Genomic DNA, 16,117 nt, shown 5'->3' with positions numbered 1-16,117 from the left:
GCTATAATATCATATGTTATCAGTATAACACACCGGACAGGAGTTTCCTATGAAAAAATACCGTTCTATCCCCGCTTTTTTTCTGCTGCTGAGCCTGCTGACCACCCTTTTGACCCCGGCCCTCGCCACAGAGGAAAGCGACAGCTTTACCGTCAACGCCGCCTCCGCCCTGCTGCTGGACGCCGACCACGACGAGGTCCTCTACGAACAGAACGCCGACGAGCGCCGCTTCCCCGCCAGCATCACCAAGGTGATGACCGGCCTTCTGACTGCGGAGGCGATAGACCGGGGCGAGCTGTCCCTGGACACCCAGGTCACCCTGGGAGATGACCTCTACACCGGCATCGGGGAGGGCGGCTCCACCCAGGATCTGAAGCCGGGGGAGGTCCTCACCGTCCGGGACCTGCTGAACTGCGCCCTCATCCCCTCGGCCAATGAGGCCTGTAACGCCCTGGCCTCTCTGGTTGCCGGAAGCATCCCTGCCTTTGTGGACCTGATGAATCAGCGCGCCGCCGAATTGGGCATGACGGGCACGCACTTTGTGAATCCCCACGGCTACCACGACGACGACCACTACACCACCGCCCGGGACGTGTCCCGGATGTGTCTGGAGGCCATGAAGCACCCCGACTTCCGCCAGATCGTCTCCTCGGTGAGCTACACTGTTCCCGCCACCAACCTCCATGCGGAACGGGTCCTCCACGACACCAACGCTCTGGTGTCCAACTTCAGGGTCCGGGGCTTCCTCTATCAGTATGCCATCGGCATCAAAACCGGCTCCACTCCGGAGGCAGGCTATTGTCTGGCATCCGCCGCGGAAAAGAACGGCCGCACGATGATCGGGGTGATCCTGGGCGGCGTCAACTGGAAGGACTCCGCAGGAAACGCAGTGGAAAACAACTATTTCCGAGAGAGCAAAAACCTGCTGGAATACGGCTTTAACCACTTTTCCCGCAAGACCATACTCAGCGGGATCGACCCTATCGGCACCATTCCCGTCAAGCTTTGCGCAGATCAGGACTATGTGACGGTGCAGCCCGCCAGCAGTCTGGAGGCCTCTCTCCCCAACGATCTGGACCCCGCCTCCTTCCAGCGGCAGATCGACCTGCCCGAGCGTCTGGACGCCCCCATCGAAAAGGGGCAGCCTCTGGGCACCATCACCCTCTCCTACGAGGGCAAAGAGTACGGCACCATAGAGCTGGTGGCCACTTCTTCTCTGGAGCGTTCCCAGTTTCTCTTTGTGATAGACCAGATCCAGCGCTTTTTCAGTCATCTGTGGGTGAAACTCCTCCTGCTGGTCCTGGTACTGCTCATTCTGATCTTCTTCCTGCGCCGCCTGTTTCTGGGGCCCTCCCGCCGCAATCGCCGGGGCGGCAGAGCCCCCCGGGTCTACCGCTCCAATTACCGGGGCCGCAGACGATAAGCGCCCCCGCCCTGAAGAAAAAAGGCTTGCCGCCCGCGCTCTGCGGGCGGCAAGCCTTTTCTGTACCGAAATCTCGATCGTGGTTCCATCGTTCTGAACCGATTACCCGGTATTCCATCTCCCAATTCGAAAGAACCACATGGAATGAAAGTTCTCTTTGCCCACTTTCTCTTTTAAGAGAAAATGGGTCAGTTCATCAGGGAGCAGACCAGCTCGGTGTAGCGGGCGGTGTCCTCCACGGGCAGTCCCGCGATGATGAGGGCCTGGTCATAGAGGAGCTCGGCGTACTTTTTGGCCTTCTCCGGCTCCTGGGCCACAGCCTGGGCCAGCGCGCCGTAGACGGCGCTGTCGGCGTTGAGTTCCAGCACCCGCTCGGCCTTGATGGCCCCGCCGCCGGCCTCCATGCGGCTGAAGTACTTCTCCATCTCCAGAGACACGCCGCCCTCGGCGGTCATGCATACAGGGGCGGACTTGAGCACCTTGGAGATCCGCACGGCGGAGACCTTGTCGCCCAAAACTTCTTTCACAAAGTCCAGCACCGGCTTGTTGGCCTCGGCCTTCTTCTCGTTGGCCTCCTTCTCCTCGTCGCTCTCGGGGAGGGCGTCGGCCGCCCCGGCGTCCTTGAAGGGCTTCTCCCCATATTTGACCAGGGTCTGGGCCACAAACTCGTCCACCTCGTCGATGAAGTAGAGGATCTCGTAGCCCTTGTCCAGCACCCGCTCGGCCTGGGGCAGCTTCCTGGCCATATCCAGGCTCTCGGCGCACAAATAGAAGATGGACGCCTGGTCCTCCTTCATCCGCTCCTTGTACTGGGCCAGGGTGGTCAGCTCATCCCCAGCGGAGGAGGGGAAGAGCAGCAGGTCCTGGAGCACGTCCTTGTGGGCGCCGTACTGATTCACTGTGCCGTACTTGAGCTGGCGGGAGAAGCCCTTCCAGAAGGTGAGGTATTTCTCCTTGTCCTCCTTCTGGAGCTTGAGCAGCTCGGCCTTGACCTTCTTCTCCACGCTGCTCTCCATGATATGGAGGGCCCGGGTGTGCTGAAGGGTCTCACGGGAGATGTTCAGGGGCAGGTCGGGGGAGTCCACGATGCCCTTGACAAAGCTGAAGTGATCGGGGACCACGTCGGCGCACTTGTCCATGATGAGCACGCCGGAGGAATAGAGCTGCAGGCCCTTCTCATAGTCCTTGCTGTAATAATCGAAGGGGGCGTGGGCGGGGATGAACAGCAGGGCCTTGTACTCGATCTGACCCTCGGCCGCGATGTGGATCACCGCCAGGGGATCCTCCCAGTCGCCGAACTTCTCCTTGTAGAACTGGTTGTACTCCTCCCGGGTCACCTCGCTCTTGGGCCGCTGCCACAGGGGCACCATGGAGTTGAGGGTCTCCATCTCGGTGTAGCTCTCGTACTCGGGCTTATAATCCTCGGGTGCGTCGGCGGGCTTCTCCTTCTGGCGGGACTTGGTGACCTCCATGCGGATGGGGGTGTGGACATAGTCGGAATATTTCTTCACCAGGCCCTCGATGCGGTACTGCTCCAGATACTGACCGTAGTCCTCCTCCTCGGTGTCCGCCTTGATGTGGAGGATGACCTCGCTGCCCACGCCGGCCTTGTCGCAGGGCTCCACGGTGTACCCGTCCGCCCCGTCGGACTTCCACTCCCAGGCCTCTTCGGCGCCGTAGGCCCGGCTGCGGACCGTGACGGTGTCGGCCACCATGAAGGCCGAATAGAAGCCCACGCCGAACTGGCCGATGATGTCCACGTCCTTGCCCGCTTCGGCCTTGTCCATCTCCTGCTTGAACTGGAAGGAGCCGCTGCGGGCGATGGTGCCCAGATTCTGCTCCAGCTCCTCCTTGGTCATGCCGATGCCGTTGTCGGAGACGGTGAGGGTGCGGTTTTCCTTGTCGGCGGTCAGAAGGATGCGGAACTCCGACCGGTTCAGCCCCACCTTGTCGTCGGTGAGGGCCTTGTAGGCCAGCTTGTCCACCGCGTCGCTGGCGTTGGAGATCAGCTCCCGGAGAAAGATCTCCTTGTGGGTGTAGATGGAGTTGATCATCAGATCCAGCAGCCGCTTCGACTCCGCCTTAAACTGTTTCTTTGCCATGGGTGACTCCTCCTATATCAAAGCTATTTTGTAAAAACATAGCGTTAGCACTCTTTTCCCAAGAGTGCTAACGCTATGATAGTCCTTCGTGTCATAATTTTCAAGGGGGTTCAAAGAAAATTTACAATTTCCGCATCTTACCTCCGCAGGGCCTCGTCCAGGCCGCAGACATATTCCAGTGTGCGGGCGGCGGTATAGCGATAGATCTTGGAGACGCCCGCCCCGTCTTCTCCAAAAAAGGCCTCTATACAGTTGGAATATTCCCCCCGGATGTTGCCGATGTTCCCCGCATAGTCGGAGCCTCGGCAGCCCAGCGTCTGATTGACGTCCAGCCCTGTCAGCTTTCCGCCGGACAGGTCATAGATCACCACGCCCCTGACATTCCCCGGAAGATAGGCCACGATCTCCGCCTCGCCGTCATCGGTCAGGTCGACATCCTCGGCCCGACCGTCGCCGGTGACATGAACCGCCCTTCCGTCCACCGCCAGCAGATAAACCGGGCGCCAGTCCAGGCCGTGGGCCCGGAGGGTGCTGTCCACATACATCCCGCCCGCCAGCATTCGGGCGGCTTTCTCCGGGGGATCGGCGCGGTAGGCCGCCGCCATCGCATAGATCTGTGCGTTCCGGCCCTCATTCTCGGCCACCGGGAAAAAATCCGTCAGCTCCCAGGAGGAAAAACCCCCGTCCCAGGCCTCTGTCCGCCGGGCGTCGAAGTAGGCGTCCACCGTGTCCCTGTATGACGCATAGGCCGCCCGGTCAATGTGATCGGGTCTGTCGTTCTGGGTACGGAGGAACTGATAGAGGGCCTCATCTTCCACAAAGAGCCGCCCTCTGGGGAGGTTTTCTCCGGCAAAGATCTCCACCAGGTTCTCCTCCAGACCCGCCCACAGGTGCACCGCGTCCTCCCCGGACCAGCCCCCCGCGTCCTTGTCCCCCAGATAAACATCCAGACTCCACACCACATCGGTGTCCGAGCCGTTCAAAGTAAGCGCATTGTGGTCCACAGTGCGCTCCATTGAAGCGCGCACCATGGGGGCCAGCACCTCCGCGGCAGGGTCTTCGTTGGGTCCTCCCCAGGAAACAGATCCAATCTCCTCGGCCTTCCATTCCGAGAGGAACCCCTTCAGCGTCCGCCCCGGGTCCGGTCCACTGTCCAGAAAGGAGCGGATGAACCAGTTCTCTCCCTCTTTTCGGAGCGTCAGCTCCGCCCGGCTGCCGTCCTCTCCGGGCGCGGCCCACAGGCGGGCCGTGTCTCCCTCCGCCTCGCCCCCCACGCAGTGGAAGGTGCCTGGGCCGAAGTCGCTGGTGAAGGTGTACCAGGCGTCGTATTCCTCCAGATAGGGCACGCCGGAGGTGTCGGCCAGCTCCGCCGCGGTGATGCCGGCGTAGCGGGAGAGGGCCTCGTCCACCGAGGCGCGCGGAATGCGGTGGATGGGCATGTCGCCCACCGAATCTCCCCAGGGATAGCCGGGCAGGGCGGCCAGCGCGTCGGACTCCGCCCGGTTTTCGGCGCTCAGGGTCCCGTCATCAGGAAAATAGCGCAAAAATTCCGCAAAGTCCAAATCCTCCGGTGCCTCATACCGGCTGGTAAAAAAGCCGCTCACCGGAGTGGCGCGGGTCCCGGATCCCCCGTCTTCCATGGAAGCAAAGGCCTTGTTGACCCGCTCCACCTCATCCCGGGTCAGGGCTCTCGCCGCCTCCGGGGTCTCCGCAGGGGCGGAAGAGGGTGCTGGACCGTCCCCCGGGGCGCTCCGGCATCCTGCCAGCAGGACCAGCGCGCAGACCAGGACCGACAGACATTTTTTCATGCTTTTCACTCCTTTACCATGATATTAGCAGATTGGAACGGTCCTGTCCTTACGGGAAAATGACACTTTGGTGACGAGCGGTAACGATTGCGCTTTGGGACAAAATCTCTTATAATGAAACCATTGAGAATGGAGGACAAGCTATGCTGTTTCATCTTCTGGCCGTGGGCGACGTGGTGGGCGACCAGGGCCTCTCATTTTTGGACCGGCACCTGCGGAGCCTGAAAAAGCTCCATGCCGTGGATTTCACCGTCGTCAACGGAGAAAACGCCTCCGGCGTGGGCATCACCCCCCGGCAGGCCAAGGATATTTTCAACGCCGGGGCCGACGTCATCACCCTGGGCAACCACACCTGGAACCGGATCCAGATCGCCGACTTTCTGGAGGACAACCCCTACATCCTCCGCCCCGCCAACTACACCAGCCGGGTCCCCGGCCGGGGCTGGGGGGTCTTTGACGGCCCCAGGGGCCTGCGGATCGGGGTGATGAACCTCATCGGCCGGTGCGAGATGGACTCCAACTTTGAAAATCCCTTCACCGTGGCCTCGGCCGCCCTGAAGGAGATGGACGCCGACCTCACCGTGGTGGATCTCCATGCCGAGGCCACCAGCGAGAAGGGGGCCATGGGCTGGTATCTGGACGGGCGGGTCCAGGCGGTGTGGGGCACCCACACCCACGTCCCCACCGCCGACGTGCAGATCCTTCCCAAGGGGACCGGCTTTGTCACCGACCTGGGGATGACCGGTCCGGCCCAGTCGGTGCTGGGCATCAAGCCCCAGCAGGCCATCAACCGCTTTCTGGGCGGCCTCCCCGCCCGGTTTGAACAGGCGGAGGGCCCCTGCAAACTGGAGAGCGTGCTCTTCACCATCGACACCTCCACCCGGAAATGCGTCTCGGCGGAACGTCTGGACATCCGGGAGTAAGCCAGCCCGTTTTCCCTTCACTTTCTCTCTGGAAAGGAGTTTTCCATGCTTCACATCCTTCACGCCGCCGACCTCCATCTGGACGCCCCCTTCGCGGCGCTGACGGCGGATCAGGCCCGCCAGCGGCGGGCCGAGCAGCGGCTTCTGCTGGAGAAGCTGGCCGACACAGCCAGCGAGCGGGGGGCCGACCTGGTCCTTCTCTCCGGCGATCTGCTGGATGACCGGCAGACCTACCGGGAGACCGCCCAGGCGCTGGCCGCCGCCCTGGGCCGGATCCCCGCGCCGGTGCTCATCGCCCCGGGCAACCACGACTTCTATCAGGCATCCTCCCTCTATTCCGCCCCCATCTGGCCGGAAAATGTGCGTATCTTCCGGGAGGGGGCCGTCCGTTCCGTGGAGCTCCCCGGCTGCACCGTCTACGGCTGTGCCTTTACCGGCCCGGCCCGGGACGACTCCCCCCTGGCGGGCTTCCGCGCCCCGGACACGGGCAAGCCCGGGATCATGGTCCTCCACGCCGATGTGGAGGGAACGGGCCGTTACGCCTCCATCTCCCGGGAGGAGATCGCCGCCAGCGGCCTCACCTATCTGGCCCTGGGCCACATCCACGCCTGCTCCGGCCTTCAAAGGGCGGGAGACACCTACTGGGCCTACCCCGGCTGTCCCGAGGGCCGGGGCTTTGACGAACCGGGAGACAAGGGGGCCCTCTGGGTCACGGTGGACGGCCCCGCCGTCACAGCGGAGTTTCTCCCCCTGTGCGCCCGGCGCTATGAGGTCCTGACCTGCGACCTCACCGGGAAGGCCCCTGTGCAGGCGGTGGCCGATTCCCTGGCCCCCGGCTCCCGGGAGGACATCTGCCGCCTAATCCTCACCGGCGAGAGCGACGCCCCCGACCTGGCCGCCCTCACCCGGACTGCCGCCCCCCTCCGGTGGTCGGTCACCCTCCGGGACCGCACCCGCGTTCCCCGGGATCTGTGGGCACGGGAGCGGGAGGACAGCCTGACCGGGCTCTTTCTCCGGGACATGCGCCGGCGCATCGACGCCGCGGGAGACGACGGGGAGCGGTCTGTTTTGGAACAGGCCGTCCGCTTTGGTCTGGCCGCGCTGGAAAACGGGGAGGACACGCCATGAAGCTGAACAAACTCACCGCCACCTTCGGCCGTCTGGATCACGCCGAACTGATCCCGGGCCCGGGGCTCACCCTCATCGAGGCCCCCAACGAGGGGGGCAAATCCACCTGGTGCGCCTTCCTGCGGGCCATGTTCTACGGCTTTCCCCCCCGGGACCGGGACAAGGCCGGATACATCGCGGAAAAAAACCGCTGGCAGCCCTGGTCGGGCGCCCCCATGGAGGGCAGCGTCGACCTCACCTGGCAGGGGCGGGAGCTGACCCTCTACCGGGGGCCAAAAGGCTCCGTCCCCTGGGGGGCCTTCTCCGCGGTGTGGACCGCCACCCGAGAGCCGGTGGGCTTTCTGACTGCGGAGAACTGCGGAGAGGCTCTGCTGGGGGTCTCCCGGGAGGTCTTTGAGCGCACCGCCTTTGTGGGGCAGGGAAACGCCGCCCTTTCTCCCAGCGGCGATCTGGAAAAACGGATCGCCGCACTGGCCACCTCCGGGGAGGAGGAGGTCTCCTTCTCCCAGGTGGAGCGCCGCCTGAAGGACTGGCTCAACCGCCGCCGCTCCAACAGCCGCAATGGTCTGATCCCCAGACTGGAAGCCGAGCTGGAGGAGGTGGCCGACACCCAGGCCCGGCAGGCGGGCCTTCTCCGCCGTGCCCAGGCCGCGCAGCAGGAAAAGGAAGCCCTGGAAATCCAAAAAGCCCGCCTGGAGGGACAGCTCCAAACGTTGGGCGACGCCCATCGGGCTGAGCAGGCTCAGCGCCGCCGTCAGGCTCAGGACGACGCCGACCGCGCCCGGACCGCCTGGGAGGAGGCCCGCCGCACGGCGGAGGGGCTCCCGGCCGCCGACGCGCTCCGCCGGGCCCAGGGGGACCTGAGCTACGCCAACACCCTGACCTCCTCCATCCGTCAGGCGGACAGGGCCATCCCAATCGCCCGGCAGGCCGCTGAGGAAGCCCGATCCGCCGCCGCGGCCGACCCCTTCTTCAGCGGTCAGGACCCCGCTCAGGCCGCCGCCAAAGCGCAGGCGGATCACGACGAGGCAGAGCGGCTGATGAAACATCGTCCCACCGCCCTTGCTTTGCTCGGCGCCCCCGTCGGTGCCGTGCTGGGCATGGTCCTGGGGCGGAACCTGAAGGGCGCGCCCGTCTCCGTCTCCTCTCTCCTCCTTCTGCTGCTGGGGGCCTTTCTGGGCTGGGGCCTTGTGGCTCTTCCTATGTCTCTCCTCCGCTCCCGCCGCCGCAAACGGGCCCAGAAAATCCTGGAGCGTTATCAGGCCGAAGACGCCGAAGGCATCCTGTCCCGTGCCGCCGATTACGGTGAGAAGGTCTCCGCCGCCCAGGAGGCTCAGCGTCAGGCGCAGGCCGCCGAGGAAGAGCGGGACCGGCTGGCCGCTCAGAAGCTGGAACTCACCGGCCGTCTGCTCCATCTGGTTCACGCCTTTGCTCCCGAGGTGACCGACCTCTTCGGGGTCTCCGCCGCCCTCTCCCGGGCGCTTCAGCAGGGGGAGCGCTGCCGCCTGGCCGAGGCCCGCCTGGCGGCGGCAGAGCAGCTTTTGGCCGCTCTCCCCGCCGTGGAGACCCCATCCAGTGTCCCCGCGTCCCTCCCCGATGAGGACGCCGCCGCTCTCGCCGCACGCCTCTCCGCCGTCACAGGAGAACTGAACCGGGTCAGCGACGATGCCGCCCGGCTGCGGGGGGAGCTGAGCTCCGTGGGTGACCCGTCTGAACTGAGCGCCCGCAGAGATGCGCTCACCGAGGAACTGACCCGCCGTCGGGGGGAGTTTGACGCGCTCACCGCCGCATTGGACAGCCTGCGCCAGGCTGACAGCCTTTTGCGGGAACGCTTCTCCCCCGCTGTCAACCGGCGGGCGGGAGAATATCTGGCCGCCCTCACCGGCGGAAGGTACGACAGGGCCGCGCTTACCCGCCAGTTCCAGGCACTGGCCCAGGAGGCCGGAGCTCCGGCCCCCCGGCAGGACCTGGTCCTCTCCGGCGGCACCGCCCAGCAGCTCTATCTGGCGGTGCGGCTGGCCATGTGCGATCTGGCCCTCCCTCAGGAGGAACCCTGCCCCATCCTGCTGGACGACGCTCTGGACGCCTTTGACGACGATCGGGCCAACCTGGCCCTGGACTGCCTCCTGTCTGCGGCCAAGACCCGCCAGATCCTTCTCTTCTCCTGCCACGGCCGGGAAGCGGCCCGGCTTGGGGTCCTTGGGGAGGCGGCAGTCATATCTGTCTGAGTTTTCAGAACCGGTTGCTTTTTCCACTCTATCAGGCTATAATAAGGTCTGTTGAGCGCCCTGCGCCGCGCTTTTCACGGCAGGGCACTTCCCATTCTGAAAATTTGGAGCTGATCCTGTGGCAGATGAAAACGTAATTTCCCCAGAGGGCCAGCCCGCCGAGGAAAAGGGTTCCGTTAAGCTGGATCTCTATTTCTGGATGCAGGCCCTGGTCATGGCTCTGGTGTCCCTCATTCTGGTATTCACACTGGTGGGCCGTGTCATTGGGGTGGTGGGCTCCTCCATGGTCCCCACTCTTCACCAAAGCGATCTGCTCCTTCTCCAGAGTATCGGCTATACGCCGAAGCAGGGGGATGTGGTGGTGCTCCGCAAGCCCTCCTTCATGACAGAACCCATTGTGAAACGGGTCATTGCCGTGGAAGGCCAGCATGTGACGGTGGACTACGGTGCCGGGACCGTCTCCGTAGACGGTCAGGTTCTGGATGAGCCGTACATCAACGAACTTATGGTGGACACGCTGAATCCCTATATGACCGTGCTGGACGTAACGGTGCCGGAAGGTTCTATCTATGTGATGGGAGACAATCGGAACCACTCCTCGGACAGCCGGGACCAGCGGCTCGGCACAGTGGACAAACGGTATGTTCTGGGCCGCGCTCTGTGCGTGGTGCTCCCCTTCCGGAACTTCGGTCCGGTCGGTTGACCGCCTTGAAACGCAAAAAGGCCCGGCAGCTTTCGCTGCCGGGCTTTCCTTTTCCGGTTTTTAGAAGTACTTCTTCACGCCTTCGGAGGCGAGGGAGGCATCTGCGCTGATGGTGACAGTGAACTTGATGTTGTTCTTCTCACCGAACGTGTTGAGCCAGTCCAGGAAATGCTCCACGGACACATCCTCGGCAGGTACGCCCACGATCTTGGTCAGGCTGTCGATAAACACATGGGTGATGTCGTAGTTCCCGGCGTGAAGGCCGTTGATGAAACCCTTGAGCATATCAAAGTTATCCATATCGTACTGGCTGGCTTCCACCAGACGGATCTTATAATGGATATCGTAAGTCAGCTTGGGACCGCGCTCAATGCAGACCACATTTCCATTCTCGCTCTGTACAGCGGAATTAATGAGCTCGATCATCTGCTTGGTCTTGCCGGTACCCTTGACCCCCATGATCACTCTCACCATAATAATCACTCCTTACATTTGTCCCCCGGAAGAAGTTCTCCGGTCTGTGGCATTATGGTACCATTTTTCCGAGAGAATTGCAACCGTTTTGTGCCAGTTCACTAAAAACCTTTTTCATGGTTTGTCCATTTTCTTACAATTCTTCCCCATGGGGAAACTCAGCTGTCCAGCCGCTTTTCCAGCGCCGCCTTCTGGCTCTCGTAGCCGGGCTTGCCCAGAAGGGCGTACATGTTGTTCTTGTAGGCCTCCACGCCGGGCTGGTCGAAGGGATTGACCTCCAGCAGATAGCCGGACAGGCCGCAGGTAAATTCGAAAAAGTAGATAAGCGCGCCCAGGCTCCTGGCGTCCCGGGCCGGGACGGCGAGCAGAATGTTGGGCACACCGCCGTCCACATGGGCCAGGATGGTGCCCCGCATGGCCTGCTCGGCCACAAAGGCCAGAGAGCGGCCGGAGAGGAAGTTGAGTCCGTCCACATTTTCCGGATCGTCGGGGATCGTGCGCTTGGTGTGGGCGCAGTCAAAACGGACCACGGTCTCCACCATGAGCCGCTCCCCCTGCTGGATATACTGGCCCATGGAGTGGAGGTCGGCGGTGAACTCCACGCTGGCGGGGAAGAGGCCCTTGCCCTGCTTGCCCTCGCTCTCGCCAAAGAGCTGCTTCCACCACTCCCCGAAGAACCGGAAGGCGGGCTCATACCCGGCCAGGATCTCGATCTTCTTCCCGGACTGGTAGAGGGCGTGGCGGGCGGCGGCGTACTGCCAGGCGGGGTTGTCCATGCCCGGCTTGGCCAGCAGCTCCATCTCCTCCCGGGCGCCGCCCATGAGGGCGTCGATGTCGATGCCGGCGGCGGCGATGGGCAGAAGGCCCACGGCGGTGAGGACGGAGTAGCGCCCGCCCACGGCGTCGGGCACCACGAACTCCTCGTAGCCCTCCTTGTCCGCCAGACCCTTGAGAGCGCCCCGCTTGGCGTCGGTAGTGGCGTAGATGCGGCCCTTGGCCCCTTCCTTGCCGTACTTCTCCTCCAGAAGGGCCTTGAAAATGCGGAAGGCCACGGCGGGTTCGGTGGTGGTTCCCGACTTGGAGATGACGTTGACGGAGAAGTCCACGTCCTTTACCAGATCGATGATCTCGTTCATGGCGTCGGCAGAGAGGCTGTTGCCCGCGAAATAAATGGCGGGGCCGTCCTTGCGGGTGAGATTGTAATTGTTGGAGGTCAGCGTCTCAATGACTGCCCTGGCTCCCAGGTAGGAGCCGCCGATCCCGATGACCACCAGGGCCTTGGAGTCGGAACGGATCTTCTCCGCCGCCTTCTGGATCCGGGCAAACTCCTCCTTGTCATAGTCGGCAGGCAGCCGGACCCAGCCGGTGTACTCTCCCCCGGCGCCGGTGGCGTTCAGCACGAAGTCATGGGCCTTTTTCAGCCCGGGCTCCTGACCGGTGCGCCAGCCGCCGGGAAGGAAGGAAGAAATATTGGAAAGATCAAGATTGAGCATAGCAATGGCCTCCTATAACAGCTTGTCCTTGGTGGCTTTAGTATACACCACGCAAAAGGATTTTCAAAGCGCTTTCTGACGCTTTCGGGAAAAAGAAAACCGCCCCCGCAGGGGCGGTTCCGATCTATTGAAAGCAGGGCTCTGCCCGTAGGAGCCGCTTTCTCAGTTTTTCAGGCTCTGCATGGGGGCGGGGATACGGCCGCCCCGATGGACAAAATCGGCGCTGGACTCGGGGTGGACCGGCATCACCGGGGCGGAGCCCAGCAGTCCGCCGAACTCCACCGTGTCCCCCACCCGCTTGCCGGGGGCGGGGATGAGCCGGACGGCGGTGGTCTTGGAGTTGACCATGCCGACGGCCGCCTCATCGGCGATGATGGCCGAGAGGGTCTCGGCAGTGGTATCCCCGGGGACGGCGATCATGTCGAGGCCCACCGAGCACACGCACGTCATGGCCTCCAGCTTGTCCAGGCACAGGGCACCCGAGGAGGCGGCGGCGATCATGCCCTCGTCCTCGCTGACCGGGATAAACGCGCCGGACAGGCCGCCCACGTGGGAGGAGGCCATCACGCCGCCCTTCTTCACCGCGTCGTTCAGCATGGCCAGGGCGGCGGTGGTGCCGTGGGTGCCGCAGGTCTCAAGGCCCATCTCCTCCAGAATGCGGGCCACCGAATCCCCCACGGCGGGAGTGGGGGCCAGGGACAGGTCCACGATGCCGAAGGGCACGTCCAGCCGCCGGGAGGCCTCCTGCGCCACCAGCTGTCCCATCCGGGTGATGCGGAAGGCCGTCTTTTTAATGGTCTCGGCCACTACGTCGAAGGGCTGTCCCTTCACGCTCTGGAGCGCGTGGTGCACCACGCCGGGGCCGGAGACCCCCACGTTGATGACCCGGTCGCCCTCGGACACCCCGTGGAACGCGCCCGCCATAAAGGGGTTGTCCTCCACGGCGTTGCAGAACACCACCAGCTTGGCGCAGCCGAAGCCGTCCTGATCGGCGGTGCGGGCGGCCAGCTCCTTGATGGTCCGGCCCATGAGGGCGACGGCGTCCATGTTGATGCCCGCCTTGGTGGAACCCACGTTCACCGACCCGCACACCAGTTCGGTGGCCGCCAATGCCTCGGGGAGGGAGCGGATGAGGTTCCGGTCGGCGGAGGTCATGCCCTTCTGCACCAGAGCGGAAAAGCCGCCCACGAAGTTGACGCCGGTCTCGGCCCGGGCCTTGTCCAGGGCCACGGCGAAGGGAACATAGTCCTCGGTCCGGGAGGCCCCCGCCACCAGGGCGATGGGCGTGACCGAGATGCGCTTGTTGACGATGGGAATGCCGAACTCGGCCTCAATGTCCTCGCCGGTCCTGACCAGATCCTTGGCCGAGCGGGTGATCTTGTCGTAGATTTTCCGGCAGGCGGCCCTGGGGTCGGGGTCGGCGCAATCCAGCAGGGAGATGCCCATGGTGATGGTGCGCACGTCCAGGTGCTGCTGGTCGATCATGTGGATGGTATCCAGGATCTCATTACTGTTAAACATAGCCATATCTCCGCCCTCAGATCCGATGCATGGCGTTGAAGATATCTTCCCGCTGGGCGTGGATGACCAGGCCCTGTTCCCTGCCCTCGGCCTCCAGCAGAGACACCAGCTGGGCAAAGGGAACCTTGGACGCCGAGGCGTCCACCAGCATGATCATGGTAAAATACTCCTGTAAAATGGTCTGGCTGATGTCCAGCACGTTGATCCCCTGCTCAGCGAGCAGGGCGCAGACCCGGGCGATAATGCCCACCTGATCCTTTCCGATGACCGTTACAATGGCTCTCATGTCAAACTCCTCCTTTTATTGCAGCTCATCCAGCGTCAGGGTAAAGCCGGGCAAAAATTCTTCCATAAAATAATCCAGCGCGGGCAGCTCCATCTTTTCCAGGGCGGCCCGGGTCTGGCCGGCGGCCTGACGGAACTCGGCGTTGCCCGCCTTCAGCTCCTCCAGACACTTCAGGTAGGCCGAGAGCTTGTCGGCGGCCTTCACCACCCGCAGCAGTTCCGGCTCCAGTTCCTCCCGCACATAGGGGTCAAAGGCCGGACGCAGCTCATCCGGCAGCAGGGAGAGCAGCTTGTCCGCCGCCACCGACTCCACCGCCTTGTAGGCGTCCCGGATCGCGGGATTATCGTACTTCACCGGGGTGGGCAGGTCGCCGGTGAGGATCTCTGGGGCGTCGTGGTAGAGTGCTGCCACTGCCGCCTCGTTGGGATCCACCGCCGAGGCGAACCGGTCCCTTCCGATCACCGCCAGGGCGTGGGCCAGCACCGCCACCATGTGGGAGTGCTCCTGCAGATTCTCCGGGCGGGTATTGCGCATCAGCCCCCAACGGTCGATATACCGCATCCGGGCGATGAGGGCAAAAAAATGGCTGGCCATAAAAATGTTCTCCTCCCGCGGCCCGCCTTCGCTCTGTACAAGCCGCCCATTCTCCGCTATAATAAATTGATATTGTGTTATTATACACCACATCAAGACTGTTGTTCAAGAGGACGATTTTCATGAAGATAGCCATCTACACCCTGGGCTGTAAGGTCAATCAGTACGAGACCCAGGCCATCGAGACCGAGCTGACCCTTCGGGGCCACGCACTGGTCCCCTTCGAGGGCCCCGCCGACGCCTATATCATCAACACCTGTACCGTCACCGCCGTCAGCGATCACAAGTCCCGGCAGGCCATCCGCCGGTGCCGGAAATACAACCCCGCCGCCGTGGTGGGGGTCTGCGGATGCTACGCCCAGACCGATCCCCAGGCGGTGGCTGCTCTGGGGGTGGATCTGGTCTCCGGCACCGCGGGGCGGCTCCCTTTTCTGGACGATCTGGAGCGTCTGGCCGCCGCCCGCGCCGCCGCTTCCTCCGACGGGCCGGAACCGCTGGTCACCGTGGGCAATATCATGTCCCAGCGGAGCTTTGAGGAGCTCCCCGCAGGGGGCCTGGCCGGCCGCACCCGGGCCATGCTGAAGGTGGAGGACGGCTGCGTCAACTTCTGCTCCTACTGCATCATCCCCTACGCCCGGGGACCGGTGCGCTCCCTGCCCCTGGCCGACGCCGCCGGCCAGGCCCGCCGCCTGGCGGAAGAGGGCTATCGGGAGCTGGTGCTCACCGGCATCGAGATCTCCTCCTGGGGGCAGGACTTCCGGGACGGTACCTCCCTCATCGACCTCATCGAGGCCATCTGCGCCGCCGCCCCCGGCTGCCGGGTGCGGCTGGGAAGCCTGGAGCCCCGGACCATCACCGCCGACTTCTGCCGCCGGGCCGCCGCACTGCCCAACCTGTGCGACCACTTCCACCTGTCCATGCAGTCGGGCTGTGACGCCACCCTGAAGCGGATGAACCGGAAATACGATTCCGCGCGGTATTATGAGAGCGTTTCATTACTCCGGGAATTCTTTGACCGGCCCGGGATCACCACCGACCTCATCGTCGGCTTCCCCGGGGAGACCGAGGAAGAGTTTGAGGCCACCCTGGCCTTCCTGCGCCGGTGCGCCTTTTCCGCCATGCACATCTTCCCCTACTCCCGCCGGGAGGGCACCCCGGGCGCCAAAATGCCGGGGCAGGTGCTCCGGGCGGTGAAGGAGGAGCGGGCCCGCCGGGCCCGCGCCGTCGCGGAAGAACTGCGGCGGCTCTATCTGGAAGAACAGGTCGGCCGGACGCTCTCCGTCCTTTTTGAAGAGGAAAAGGACGGGCTCTGGCGGGGCCACGCCCCCAACTACACGGAGGTGGCCGTCTCCGGGCAGGGGCTGCACAATGTGGAGCGTCCGGTGCGCATCACCGGCGTTTCCGGGGAGCGCCTGACCGGGGAGCCGGTCTGAA

General features: G+C 63.7%; 13 protein-coding genes. 6 read left to right on the top strand and 7 right to left on the bottom strand.

What is annotated here, in order from left to right; genetic code table 11:
- Positions 1-49 precede the first annotated feature (49 nt).
- Positions 50-1,423: a D-alanyl-D-alanine carboxypeptidase family protein gene (locus ACQRD3_RS01945; protein ID WP_080907247.1), complete on the top strand. Its 1,374-nt coding sequence runs from the start codon at positions 50-52 to the stop codon at positions 1,421-1,423.
- A 188-nt stretch (positions 1,424-1,611) separates the two neighbouring features.
- On the opposite strand, the gene htpG is transcribed toward ACQRD3_RS01945, so the two are convergent.
- Positions 1,612-3,525: a molecular chaperone HtpG gene (gene htpG / locus ACQRD3_RS01940; RefSeq protein ID WP_080907246.1), complete on the bottom strand. Its 1,914-nt coding sequence runs from the start codon at positions 3,523-3,525 to the stop codon at positions 1,612-1,614.
- A 137-nt stretch (positions 3,526-3,662) separates the two neighbouring features.
- Complete coding sequence (locus tag ACQRD3_RS01935; protein ID WP_427779491.1) at positions 3,663-5,333, bottom strand: hypothetical protein; 1,671 nt, start codon at positions 5,331-5,333, stop codon at positions 3,663-3,665.
- Between the two features lie 143 nt (positions 5,334-5,476).
- Here ACQRD3_RS01935 and ACQRD3_RS01930 point away from each other — a divergent pair, with 143 nt between their 5' ends.
- From ACQRD3_RS01930 to lepB, 4 genes are all read left to right on the top strand, one after another.
- Positions 5,477-6,256, top strand: coding sequence for a TIGR00282 family metallophosphoesterase (locus ACQRD3_RS01930; protein WP_427779489.1), 780 nt, complete (start codon positions 5,477-5,479; stop codon positions 6,254-6,256).
- Between the two features lie 45 nt (positions 6,257-6,301).
- A complete protein-coding gene (locus tag ACQRD3_RS01925; RefSeq protein WP_427779487.1) occupies positions 6,302-7,384 on the top strand; it encodes a metallophosphoesterase family protein in 1,083 nt (360 codons plus the stop codon).
- On the top strand, positions 7,381-9,612 hold the full coding sequence (locus ACQRD3_RS01920; protein ID WP_427779485.1) for an ATP-binding protein: 2,232 nt from the start codon (positions 7,381-7,383) through the stop codon (positions 9,610-9,612). The genes ACQRD3_RS01925 and ACQRD3_RS01920 overlap by 4 nt, the downstream gene beginning before the upstream one ends.
- Before the next feature lie 118 nt (positions 9,613-9,730).
- On the top strand, positions 9,731-10,315 hold the full coding sequence (gene lepB, locus ACQRD3_RS01915) for a signal peptidase I (protein ID WP_427779483.1): 585 nt from the start codon (positions 9,731-9,733) through the stop codon (positions 10,313-10,315).
- Between the two features lie 60 nt (positions 10,316-10,375).
- Here lepB and ACQRD3_RS01910 read toward each other — a convergent pair whose 3' ends face one another.
- From ACQRD3_RS01910 to yfbR, 5 genes are all read right to left on the bottom strand, one after another.
- Entirely contained in the window at positions 10,376-10,789 is a 414-nt protein-coding gene (locus tag ACQRD3_RS01910) for a hypothetical protein (protein WP_427779481.1), read from the bottom strand.
- A gap of 158 nt (positions 10,790-10,947) precedes the next feature.
- Positions 10,948-12,282: a glucose-6-phosphate isomerase gene (locus tag ACQRD3_RS01905; protein ID WP_427779479.1), complete on the bottom strand. Its 1,335-nt coding sequence runs from the start codon at positions 12,280-12,282 to the stop codon at positions 10,948-10,950.
- Positions 12,283-12,444: 162 nt separating this feature from the next.
- Complete coding sequence (locus tag ACQRD3_RS01900) at positions 12,445-13,803, bottom strand: PFL family protein (RefSeq protein WP_427779477.1); 1,359 nt, start codon at positions 13,801-13,803, stop codon at positions 12,445-12,447.
- A gap of 16 nt (positions 13,804-13,819) precedes the next feature.
- On the bottom strand, positions 13,820-14,089 hold the full coding sequence (locus ACQRD3_RS01895) for an ACT domain-containing protein (RefSeq protein WP_080907238.1): 270 nt from the start codon (positions 14,087-14,089) through the stop codon (positions 13,820-13,822).
- 15 nt (positions 14,090-14,104) lie between these two features.
- Complete coding sequence (gene yfbR / locus ACQRD3_RS01890; RefSeq protein WP_080907237.1) at positions 14,105-14,683, bottom strand: 5'-deoxynucleotidase; 579 nt, start codon at positions 14,681-14,683, stop codon at positions 14,105-14,107.
- A 122-nt stretch (positions 14,684-14,805) separates the two neighbouring features.
- Here yfbR and mtaB point away from each other — a divergent pair, with 122 nt between their 5' ends.
- Positions 14,806-16,116, top strand: coding sequence for a tRNA (N(6)-L-threonylcarbamoyladenosine(37)-C(2))-methylthiotransferase MtaB (gene mtaB, locus ACQRD3_RS01885; protein WP_427779474.1), 1,311 nt, complete (start codon positions 14,806-14,808; stop codon positions 16,114-16,116).
- Position 16,117: the final 1 nt, after the last annotated feature.

This window comes from Candidatus Pseudoscillospira sp. SGI.172 (genome assembly GCF_050313575.1).
Lineage (GTDB): Bacteria > Bacillota > Clostridia > Oscillospirales > Oscillospiraceae > Vermiculatibacterium.
Note: the sequence above shows the minus strand (reverse complement) of the source record. Positions and strands in the feature narration are given on the sequence as shown.